Annotated in this window: 11 protein-coding genes; 6 read left to right on the top strand and 5 right to left on the bottom strand. The window is 62.8% G+C overall.

All coding sequences use genetic code 11. The features are described from left to right. Nucleotides 1–188: 188 nt before the first annotated feature. Entirely contained in the window at nucleotides 189–1568 is a 1380-nt protein-coding gene (locus ABZW16_RS41370; protein WP_354961620.1) for a hypothetical protein, read from the bottom strand. A gap of 480 nt (nucleotides 1569–2048) precedes the next feature. On the opposite strand from ABZW16_RS41370, the gene ABZW16_RS41365 reads away from it, so the two are divergent. Further along, on the top strand, nucleotides 2049–2372 hold the full coding sequence (locus tag ABZW16_RS41365) for a hypothetical protein (protein ID WP_354961619.1): 324 nt from the start codon (nucleotides 2049–2051) through the stop codon (nucleotides 2370–2372). A gap of 605 nt (nucleotides 2373–2977) precedes the next feature. After that, complete coding sequence (locus ABZW16_RS41360; protein WP_354961618.1) at nucleotides 2978–3493, top strand: hypothetical protein; 516 nt, start codon at nucleotides 2978–2980, stop codon at nucleotides 3491–3493. A gap of 45 nt (nucleotides 3494–3538) precedes the next feature. On the opposite strand, the gene ABZW16_RS41355 is transcribed toward ABZW16_RS41360, so the two are convergent. Further along, nucleotides 3539–3967, bottom strand: a complete 429-nt coding sequence (locus ABZW16_RS41355) for a hypothetical protein (RefSeq protein ID WP_354961617.1) — start codon at nucleotides 3965–3967, stop codon at nucleotides 3539–3541. A gap of 64 nt (nucleotides 3968–4031) precedes the next feature. Between ABZW16_RS41355 and ABZW16_RS41350 the strand changes: the two genes are divergently transcribed. Genes ABZW16_RS41350 through ABZW16_RS41335 form a run of 4 tightly spaced genes read left to right on the top strand, consistent with a single transcriptional unit; the run spans nucleotide 4032 to nucleotide 6684 of the window. After that, a complete protein-coding gene (locus tag ABZW16_RS41350) occupies nucleotides 4032–4343 on the top strand; it encodes a WXG100 family type VII secretion target (RefSeq protein ID WP_354961616.1) in 312 nt (103 codons plus the stop codon). Then, the gene (locus tag ABZW16_RS41345) at nucleotides 4340–4627 is read left to right on the top strand and encodes a WXG100 family type VII secretion target (protein WP_354961615.1); all 288 of its coding nucleotides are present in this window, start codon (nucleotides 4340–4342) and stop codon (nucleotides 4625–4627) included. The genes ABZW16_RS41350 and ABZW16_RS41345 overlap by 4 nt, the downstream gene beginning before the upstream one ends. A 15-nt stretch (nucleotides 4628–4642) precedes the next feature. Next, a complete protein-coding gene (locus ABZW16_RS41340; RefSeq protein WP_354961614.1) occupies nucleotides 4643–5989 on the top strand; it encodes a putative toxin in 1347 nt (448 codons plus the stop codon). Then, nucleotides 5986–6684, top strand: a complete 699-nt coding sequence (locus ABZW16_RS41335) for a HEAT repeat domain-containing protein (RefSeq protein ID WP_354961613.1) — start codon at nucleotides 5986–5988, stop codon at nucleotides 6682–6684. The genes ABZW16_RS41340 and ABZW16_RS41335 overlap by 4 nt, the downstream gene beginning before the upstream one ends. A 653-nt stretch (nucleotides 6685–7337) precedes the next feature. On the opposite strand, the gene ABZW16_RS41330 is transcribed toward ABZW16_RS41335, so the two are convergent. The 3 genes from ABZW16_RS41330 to ABZW16_RS41320 form a co-directional block, all read right to left on the bottom strand. After that, entirely contained in the window at nucleotides 7338–7652 is a 315-nt protein-coding gene (locus ABZW16_RS41330; protein WP_354961612.1) for a hypothetical protein, read from the bottom strand. A gap of 435 nt (nucleotides 7653–8087) precedes the next feature. Next, on the bottom strand, nucleotides 8088–8312 hold the full coding sequence (locus tag ABZW16_RS41325) for a hypothetical protein (RefSeq protein ID WP_354961611.1): 225 nt from the start codon (nucleotides 8310–8312) through the stop codon (nucleotides 8088–8090). 19 nt (nucleotides 8313–8331) lie between these two features. Continuing rightward, nucleotides 8332–9843: an ADP-ribosyltransferase gene (locus ABZW16_RS41320; protein ID WP_354961610.1), complete on the bottom strand. Its 1512-nt coding sequence runs from the start codon at nucleotides 9841–9843 to the stop codon at nucleotides 8332–8334. Nucleotides 9844–9907: the final 64 nt, after the last annotated feature.

The following is a 9907-nucleotide window of genomic DNA, read 5'->3' as shown; positions in this document are numbered from 1 at the left end:
TGAATTCTTTATGGTGCGTGTGGCTGGTTTAAAAGACCAAGTAAAAATGGGATTCAGACGTATCTGCTTCAATACTAGCTCCCATATTTTTGAGCTCTTCTATGCGGGAGCAACAGCGCCCACGAGCCACGTCCAGCGTGCGCGCGAGCGGCCTGGTCAGCCTCGGTGGCGTGGGTCCCCGCGTTCTGCTAGTAGCCGCGGTGGACGCACAGCAGCTGGTCTTGGGTGCCGTTCTTGTCGCGGTAGGCGATGAGTGCTGGGCCCTGGGCGCTGGAGTGAGCACCGAAGCGAGTGTCGTTGCTCCAGTTGCTGCCGTTGAATCGGGTCCACCATAGTTGCTTGTCGTTGGTGGCGCCGCGGTGCGCACAGTACAGGTGGTTGTCGTAGACGGCCAGGGCTGGGCCTTCGGTGCTCTTGTGGGCGGGCAGCTTGCTGTCGCCGTGCCACCTGCCGCCGCTGAAGCTGTTCAGGTACAGATCCGACGAGTCGTAGGCCTTGTACATGGCGTACAGGGTGTTCTTGTAGACCGCGAGGGCGGGGTTGGCGTTGGTCTTGCCGGGTATGGTCCCTTCGCTGCCCCAGCTGTTGCCGGTAAGGGTTCGCCAGTACAGCTGGTTGTTGTTGTAGCCCTTGTAGGCGCAGAACAGTTTGCCGTCGTAGACGGCCAGGCCCGGACCGTGACTGGTCCTGCCGCCGATCTGGACATCATCGCTCCACCTGGTGCCGTCGAAGGTGGTCCACCACAGTTCGGTTTGGCTGCCACCACCCCGGTGCACGCAATGCAGCTTTCCGTTGTAGGCGGCGAGGGCGGGGCCGGCCCCGCTGGTATGGGCGCGGAACTCTGTGTCGTCCGACCAGCCGGTATCGGGGTCGTAGGCGGTCCACCAGAGCTTTTCGTTGTTGTCGCCGCGGTGCACGCAGTACAACTTTCCGTTCAACGCGGCCAGGGCGGGGTTGGACTTGGATTTGTGGGCGGCGAACTTCTCGTCCTGGTTCCAACCTTGCGCGGTCTCGTAGACCGTCCACCACAAACTGGTGTCGTCCTTGGGTGCCAGGGAGATCGGTATGAGCATGCCCGGTGCGATCCATGGGGAGACCAGCCGACATCCGTAGGTTTCGCCCACTGCTTTGATCCAGTTGGCCTTGAGCTTGCAGGATGCGTCGATCAGTGGCGCGAACGGTTTCAGCTTCGGGAACTGCTGCAAGGCCGTGCCGATGTACTGGGTGAGATGGGCAGCCGCAAGGGCCCCTTCCTTGTTGAGGACCATCTCGAACCCCCACCACTTCGTGTTGAAGTGGACTTCGATCCCCTTGGCGGCCATCTCACGCTGTGCGTCTCGGATCTGTTCCTGGCTCGCCCGCGGCAGCTCGGCGATCTGCTCATCCTCCAGACGCCGCGCCTTCGCGAGCCGCTCGGCCGCGATTTGCTGCGCCTCCGTCTCGCTCACCGTGTACCCCGGCTCCACCTCCTCTCGTGGAACGCCCTGCTCGATCAACTCCGCGGTACCAGCGTCGCCCTTGCCGTCAGTCTGCTGGGTAGCCTCTGCGGTCGGATGTGTTTTGGACATGGCTCGATTCCGTTCTGTCGGTGGTCGACCAGTGGAACTTTGCGCGAAGAACGGCACCTGGTGTCACCGGTGCCCTGCCCCCTAAACAAGAGGATATTCGCTTCGAGGCCGTCGATGCTTCGGCTTTGTTCGAAAAGTCCGCATGATCTGGTTTAGAGGAGCCAACCGAACTGCAGGGGAGGTTCAGGTCCTACCTGAACTGACGCAAGCTGCGAGACGTGCGAGTCGGGTCCCGAGTGATGCCGGTTGGTGAGTGCCGTTGGCGGCTATCGGCGCCGGCGTCATGCCCGAGATCGCTGCTGCCTTGCTCGCGGGATTCGAGGTCGCCGGCGGGTTGATGGCCGAAGCCGAGTCGGTGGGCGACCCGATTGCGGTGTTGCCGGTGTTGTTTCACCTTCTGTGGCACCGCAGGTTGCACGCGGATGTGTCGATACCGCTGTCGCCGGACACGGAGGTCGTCTCGGAGAGGCCGGTGCTGCGATGGGGACGCGTTCGGTGTTGCGGGTGGGCGATCGGGTCGTCTTCGACGGTGACGAGCATTCGGTGGTGGGGCTGTCGGGCGGCCCGGTGCGGTTGCGAGCGGACTCGGGTGTCGAGCAGGTGGTGCTGGCCGCATACGTGATGGCCGCCGTGGACTTCGCGGTGCTCGATGCTGCGCCGCAGCCGGCGGTGGAGCCGTTCGGGCTGCGGATGTGGTTGCTGCGGCGCAGCGGTGGCGTGAGCATGTCGTCGAGGTCGGGACCGGCTTGCCACCAAATCCAGCGCCGGACGCGCGGCCGCAGGATGGGTACAACCCGGCGGTGACGTCGCTGGCGGAGCGGCAGCGGGCCAAGGCCGTGGGGTTGGGCTACGCACGATCGAAGCGCATCTCCTTCGTGCCGGTGACGACGACCTGGTCGACGTGACCGGCGACGTGACCCTTACGCTTCGGATTGCTTACTTGACTGTGCTTTCGCGCACGACCTCTGTCCGTCTCTGCCGTATGGCAAGTTGAAGCTGGCCGACGATGTCCGAGTACCGCACACGGATCGAGCGTGGCGAGTTTCGAGTTCAGTGGGGACGTTGGGATTCGGCTCGTAGCGGGCGTTCCGATAGGTGTGGGATGGCTGCTGTTGGGATCTCTTCCGCCCGCCGCCCACGAACTGCCTTTGGTGAACACGCGGAGTGCGTGTGACGTGTCGAAAATGGTGTGTTGCAATCGGATCCGAGAACCGGCCGGTTGCCGTCGCCGGACCGGGTTGTTCTGCGTGACCATCTGGTCGTGTTTGAATTCGGTTATGGATCTTGTTCGAGGCGACCGGTTTCGGTCGGCGCCCATGGTCCTGGTAGCACTGTCGGTGGTTGCTGCGTGTAGCGCACCCGGATCCGATCCACCGTCGACATCGACCGCAGCGATACCCACATCAACAGTGACGTACTCGTGTGACGCCAACGCCGTTACGGGCCGGGTCTTTACAACCGACCGTGCACCCGAGCAGCCGTTCAGCGTGATGGTTCCCGAGCTTCCGGGATGGAAGCGCACCGAGGTCCCGGGAGTCGACACCCGGGGGCTGACCATTCAGCGCAGAGACCAGCTTCTGGAGGAGTTCCATAGTCCGACCGCCACGATCACCGTCAACCCGCTCGGTCCCACACCGACGGTGGAGGAGGCCGTGGAAGCGATGCGCCGGATGGTGCAGGCGACACCGGGTTGGCGGACACGGGACGATAAAAAGATCACGGTGTGTGGCCAGGACGGCGGAAAAGTCACCGGTGCCTTCGCGCTCGCCCAGGTCGAATGGTGGCAGGACTACCGCCTCGTCGTCTGCGCATGCAACGGCGCAATCCACCCGGTCTTATTGGTCGGCCGGACAACGGTGGCGGACTTGGACAGACTCGGTGCCGACCTGACCACCATCCTCAACGGCGTCCAGATCGTGGCGTGACATCCGGGGCCCGCGTGAACTCGCAGGAACGGAGTGAGGGCCCGGTCAGGTCCACAATCTGGCGGTGCCGACCGCACCATCGGCGGCGTTGAAGTCGATCTGCAGTTGGTCGGGTGTTGCCGTGTAGGGCACCAGCACGTCTACGGCGGGCCCGTCCCGATGTTCGAGGACAGCCTTGATGGCGCTGCCGGTGAACGGTGCTGACACAGTGACATCGAACACAGTCGCGCGGGCGCGCAGGGTGGTTCGGTCGGCCCCGATTTCCATTGCGCTGGTGGCGGTTTGCTCGCCACCGTTCCCACGTTGCTGGGTGTACCTACGCATGCTTTTCCGTCCCGCGCTGTCGATGACCAGCATGAACGGCGCGAAGGATTCGGATTCTGCGAGGATATGGGCTGCGGCGTCGACCCCGTCGCGCAGGAGAGTGTCATAGTCGTCCTGCACGTGCGGCGGGGCTTGGGTTCGCCAGTCCATGCGGATACACCTTGCTCGAGCGAACTACGGATCGATAAACTTTCCCCGTTGTACGGGGGTGGCCATGAGTTTACAAGTCGATCCAGCGGTTCTCCGTCAGGGCGCATCCGAATTGCGGGTTCAGCGAGGTCTTCTCGATGATGTCTTGGCCGGCATCCGTTTCGAGTACTCCCGCCTACAAGAGGTGTGGTCGGGTCGGTCGGCAGATTACGTGACCGCACTATGGGATGGCTTGGTCCCGCGGATCGGTACCCATATCAACGAGCTGAATCGACAGGCCACAAGCTTGACCACCGCCGCCGATGCCCTTGTCGCCCAGGACGAGCGGTTCTCGAACCAGGTCACGGCGAAGACGTCGAGTCTGGACCTTCCTTGACTGCTCGTCGCTATGACCTGGATGCCATGCAGACCTTCATCGATTTGGTCGACCAGGCGATCGCCGCCGTCGGCGATCACGGTGCGAAGACCAAGAACATCGCCGACGGCGTCCTGGCCCAGTTCAGTGGCGCAGCCGCCCAAGCATTCTCCGACAGCCATCGCGAATGGCTCTCCAGCACAACGACACTCGTCGACGAACTGCGCGCGGTGCGGGACAAGATCGCGCTCGCACACAGCAACTACCTTCAGGCCGAACAGGCCAATCGGGAAATGCGCTCGTGAGCTACAGGGCCCTCGATGACGACGGTTGACGCCGACACCTACTATCGCGTCGGCGAGGCGTTGACCAAGGTGAGTACTGTCCTGGAAGGCCACCTTCGCGCGCTCGACAAAGGTCTGGACGTCTCGAGGTCGGCGGGGCTGTATCCATATGGCGGCCCGAGTTGGGGGCGTAGTTTCGACCAGTCGGCGTCGGATCTGTTCGAGGCCGGGTCTACCGCCGCGATGGCATGCAACGCTCTCGGCATCCAGATCCATACGGCGGGACAGAACCTCGCGCGGACCGAGAACGCCTCGCACCCGGGTACGCCCGATCCAGTCCCGGATACGCCCAAGGGCACCACTTTGACCATGAACCTGCACCCGACGCAGCTGTCGGTCGGCGGAACCGAGGGAAATCCGGACCATTGGGAGCTGGTCGAGTCTCAGGTCACCAGGAAATGGGCCGACTGTGATGACACCCGGATCGGAGCTGCGGGAACGCTTTTGTCTTGGTACGGCACCAGAACAGCGGATTTCGCTACCCAGTTGTACCTCGGTGTGAAAGCGCTCTTTCCCGAGGACGCGCAGCGCGAGGACCCGATTCTGACCGAGTACGTCCAGGACACCGCTGCGGTGAGCCGAGCAATCCAGGCTCACTCGGATGCTGCTAGTTACTTGGGCATTGCGTGCACCCAAGTCGCCGCGACCGCCAAATCGGCCAAGGATGATTGCCGCACCTCGCTCGGATTGCTGGCCGTTATCCTCGCCTCCTACGAAGCAGACAAACTCGCCGCCGAGAGGCTGCCGGCCAGCGATGGAGCGCAAGCAGCGATCGATGCCTTGATCACGTCGAACAAGACCGAGTACGCCAAGGCCATCTCCGATCGGCTCGGGGATATCGAGACCAAGGTTGCCGACGCCGTGCGGTCGAACACCGGAATCTATTCGATGGCGACCACTGAGACCGCCGACCTGAAGGCGATCTTGGGCCGAACTCCGCGTAGCACCAAATACATCGGCAACCGTGACATACGTCAAAATGACGCGGCGGGAGACGAAGGAGAGCGGCGCGCGGGCATCGACCCGACGGTGAAAAAACGGCAGATCACGATCATCGACCGCGACGGCACCGAGCACACGTCATTCCCGGACCGCGTCGATGACACGAATCGCCAGGTCACCGAGGTCAAGAACACCAATGAGATCGCGGGCGCAAAGCAGCAGATCCTTATTCAGGAGCAGTGGGCCAGAGACAACGGCTACACCATGACACTGATCGTCGATCACCGGACGCAGATCAACGATCCTGATATCCAGGGCATGATCGATACCGGACAGATCGAACTGATTCGTATGGAACTGGACAACGGACCACCCTCATGACCATCAAGTACGCCCGCATGCCGTACGGAAGCGAGAACGGCGGCACCGAGTGGATGAACGACCTTCCTGTCCGCTACAAGGACGGGGAGCGAGGATTCGACCGACGGATCATGCAGGATCTCGCCGCCGTCGGTGTTCCCTGCTACACGCTGGATGATTTGTCCAACGGGCCCCGAACGATCCCGCAGGGCATCCCGATCTTCATCGACTGGCTGGCCGATCTCGAGACTCGGATCCCGGGGCCGGAAACCGAGCACCGCTCCTCGATTCGGTCCGGGCTCATCCGCAATCTGATCGACCCTGCCGCCCGCGGCAACCAGGAGGCCATCGACCTGCTGATCGCTCAGGTCCGTCGCAGGCCACCGATCCCGGAGCGCATGCAGACCTGGGCCTGTGACGCCTTGCGCCTGATCGCGGGGCCGAAAAACTTCACGCAGATTGCCGAACTGCTTCAGGAGTTGCCGGAGGGGACCGCCATGATCCCGCTGGTCGAGTACCTCGGCAAGGTCAAGACACCTGAATCCCGCGATATTGCGGTGAAATACCTCGACGGGCCCGCGCGTGGAAAAGCGATCAAGGCGTTGGTCCAGATGAAAGCCACTGATGTGCGGCATCTGGTCGAACCGCTCGTCCATGACCGAGCTCCTGCTGTGCGCAAACAGGCCCAGCGCGCCCTGGAGAAGCTGTCATCGTGACCGGCTAGCGCCGCGCGTCAACGCGTAGGAACCGACTTGCAGAACGAGGCCTGTCCAGTGGCGATTACCTCATGCCATACCGAACATCGTTGCCCAGATATTGCTTTAGACGCCGCATGCCAGTCGGAACATATTCTGCGCCTGTGGGTTTGGTCATTGCCGGTTTCCGGTCTTGTGCACGCGCCAGGTCCGGTAGCAGCGTGCGGTGGTTGCGCCGGCGGTAACGAGGGCGGAGGTGGTGTCGTTGCTCAGGACCACGAGCACGATGCCCGTTATCAGGATCAGTGCCAGCGCTGCCAGGTCGAAGGCGGCGCTCCGATTGTGAGGTTGCGCCGGAATCCGGCCGCATGGGCGGGGACCGTTCCACGTGGCCGCCCAGCGGATCCAGTACGACTCGGTGAGTGCGTCGGCACCACGTGGGCAGGTACCGCAGCCGCGACGGTTCGTTCGGTCGAAATCGCCCGATCGCCAGGAGTCGTCGGTGAACCGGGCCGGCTGGTTCGTATCCGGCTCGGGCCGGCGGTGACGTTGTGCACGCTGCCGTGGCTGGGGTTCGTGCCGGACGAGGTGACTCGGCGCCGCCACGGTCGCGGGGGAACGCGAAAACGGCGGGCCGAACGGCCCGCCGTGCTGTGCTCGGCGCTGATTGCGGCTCAGTTGCCGGGGTTGGCGTCGCGGTCGTGGCTGGTGGGGTGGCCGTCCTTGTCGTACCACTGGCCGTTCGCGTCGCGGGTCCAGCCTTCGAATTCGGTGCCGATCAGGCTGTCGACCCCCCAGCGTTCCCCCAGGCCGAGTGAGGGGGACCGCGCAGGTTCGGGCGGGGCATTGCGGCGTTTCTCGTTGAATGCAGCGAGTATCTCGCGACTGCGCGCCCGTTCTTCATCAGAAGGGATCAAACCTCGCGCTTCCGATTCCTCGCGACTGTAAAAGGTGAAGCGGCCGACTTTTTCCGAGTCCGGCTCCGGCATGGGTGTATCTCCTATGGTTCGGTCAGCGTGATAATGGTGCGACCCGTTTCCGGATCGATCACTTTGCTCTTGCAGAAGAATTCGGTTCCCGTTTTGAACATGACTTCGCTGGACTGACCGTCCGAGGTACCAGGAAGCCCCCGGAGAGCGGTTCTCCGGGGGCTTCCTGGCGTCTCTCTCGGGGGGGTGGGCAAAGCCGGTCAGGCCTGGCCAGGGGGCGTGGGCGGGCCGTCGCCGGGCGCGATGCTGCGGATGGCGCGCGCTGTGGTGGCTGGCCTCGGCGGCATCGGCGAGCGCGGCGGCCACAGTCGTGGTGAACTCTGCGAGTTCGGCGGCCAGCCTTGCGGCCTCCCGATCCAGGGCTGCGGTGTGGGCGGTCACGGCGGCCGCTTCAGCGTTGGCCCCTGCTGTACCTGGTTCGATCCTCTCCGCGCGTCACTTCTTGTCGTCTTCGGGGGTCCATCCCTCGTACTCGGTGCCCGACAAGTCATCGTGGAACCGCTCGGACAGTTCGACACGTTCGGACTCGGGAACCGCGGCCATGCGTGCACGGTGCGCGGCTGCGCGTGCCAGGTATTCGGCCGTCTCCTCTTCGGTGAACGGCGGTACACCCGACTCCTCGGGGGTCTGGAAGAGCTTGCCCGCAATTTTCTTGGCCATGTTCCTATTCTCCTGCTTCCTACAGTTCCACCAGTGTAATCACGTTCCGCATGGTTTTCGGGTCGACGGTGTTTTCCAAGCATCGGAATTTTGTACCTGACTTGAACAAGATTTCACCCTCGTTCTGCCCCGACCATGGCCCGTAATTCGACATGTTCTCGATCGGTTTGCCGGTCTTGGAAATGATGGTGAATTCGGTGTTTCCGTCGAATTTGTTGTTTTCGCCGAAACGGGACGTTGACGTGAACGCATCCTCCGTTATGTCTTCACCCTTTTTGTAGCTATTGATCACGTCGGCGGGAAGTTGAACCTTGCGGTTGACCTCGCCTTCATAGTTGGGCAGCTTATCAAGGGCCGCGTTCAATTCGCGCACTCTGGCGGCCTGCTCTTCGGTGAGGTTGCCGCTCCGTAGTGCCTCGTTCAGATCCTTATATCCGGAGCCGGTGTAGCGGCTGATCGCGGCGTATTCCTCATCGGTGAGCCCGAGTTCTTTCGCGGTGGGCGCTTTGAACTCCTTAGGCGTCGCTTTCGGCTCTACCTTCGGCGTCGCCTTGGCCTTCAGATCCTTGATGCGTTTCAGTTCTTTGGCATGTTTGGCGAGGGTTTGTTCGGATTTAACCCCTTTTGCGATGGCTCGGTTGGCCTTGAATGCATCGATGAGCGCGCGAATGGGGCGCGCGAATCGGGCGGCGATGGCAACGACCCTTGCGGAAGCCACGGCGGCGCCGATGCCGAAGGTGACCACGCTTGCCGCGATGGCGATTGCGACGGTGATGAGGAGCTCTTTGAGTAGCTCTTCGCCCAGGTCCTCGAGGACCTTTTTCATGTTTTCGCGCAGCTCGACCAGGCCGTCGTGGTGGTCTTTCGCGCTGGCGGACAGTTCATAGAATGCGGCGGTGGTGGTCAGGGCGGCGTCACGGAGGGCGCGCAGATCTTCATCGATATGTTCGTATTCGGGGCTGACGATCGCCTCGAATGACCAGGCGACCCGTTCCAATTCCCCTGCCATCGTTGCCACCGGTGCGGTGTCGGCGATCTTGGTCCAGGTGTCGGCGGCGCGCGCGAGTAGATCGACATTGCCGTCGGGGATGGTGATTCCGATGGCTTCGGCCAGTTGCACACCGCCATCGATCAGGCCCTGGCCGGGTCCGCCGGCGCTCGGCAGCGGTACCCGGCACAGGTATGCCACGGGGCCGGGGGTGGCTGGTTTATCCGGTGCCGGGGTGTCGGTGCCGATCGTCGCGTTGTAGTCGGCAACGGCGTGGTTGTAGCCCATTTCCAGCAGTAGGACGCCGTAGGCGTGGACCGCTTCGGCGAGGTCGTTGGACATGTCCAATAGTTCTTCGGCGCGTGTGTCGTAGGTCTTGGCCCATTTCTTGGCCTCGTCATACGACCCGGTCATGGCGTGACACTCGTTGAGGGTGGGCCAGAACGAATCAACGGAGGCGAACCAGTCGGCGGCCAGGGAGACGAGCTTGTTACCGGCGTCGTAATAGACGCTGGTGTCGACATCGAGAACGGTTGCGGTCACGCGCGCCCCAGAGCGCGCAGGTTCTCGGTTACCGCGTCGTTGTAGGCGAGAAAGGAAGAGCGTC

Origin of the sequence: Nocardia sp. NPDC004604, from assembly GCF_040609795.1 — a bacterium.
In the GTDB taxonomy this organism is placed as follows: Bacteria; Actinomycetota; Actinomycetes; order Mycobacteriales; family Mycobacteriaceae; genus Nocardia.
This window is presented reverse-complemented; position numbering and strand designations above follow the sequence as displayed.

Excerpts from the sequence above, each read along its gene's own strand:
- ABZW16_RS41370 (WP_354961620.1), bottom strand. The coding sequence starts at position 1,568 with ATGTCCAAAACACATCCGACCGCAGAGGCTACCCAGCAGACTGACGGC.
- ABZW16_RS41365 (WP_354961619.1), top strand. The coding sequence starts at position 2,049 with ATGGGGACGCGTTCGGTGTTGCGGGTGGGCGATCGGGTCGTCTTCGAC.
- ABZW16_RS41355 (WP_354961617.1), bottom strand. The coding sequence starts at position 3,967 with ATGGACTGGCGAACCCAAGCCCCGCCGCACGTGCAGGACGACTATGAC.
- ABZW16_RS41350 (WP_354961616.1), top strand. The coding sequence starts at position 4,032 with ATGAGTTTACAAGTCGATCCAGCGGTTCTCCGTCAGGGCGCATCCGAA.
- ABZW16_RS41340 (WP_354961614.1), top strand. The coding sequence starts at position 4,643 with ATGACGACGGTTGACGCCGACACCTACTATCGCGTCGGCGAGGCGTTG.
- ABZW16_RS41335 (WP_354961613.1), top strand. The coding sequence starts at position 5,986 with ATGACCATCAAGTACGCCCGCATGCCGTACGGAAGCGAGAACGGCGGC.
- ABZW16_RS41330 (WP_354961612.1), bottom strand. The coding sequence starts at position 7,652 with ATGCCGGAGCCGGACTCGGAAAAAGTCGGCCGCTTCACCTTTTACAGT.
- ABZW16_RS41325 (WP_354961611.1), bottom strand. The coding sequence starts at position 8,312 with ATGGCCAAGAAAATTGCGGGCAAGCTCTTCCAGACCCCCGAGGAGTCG.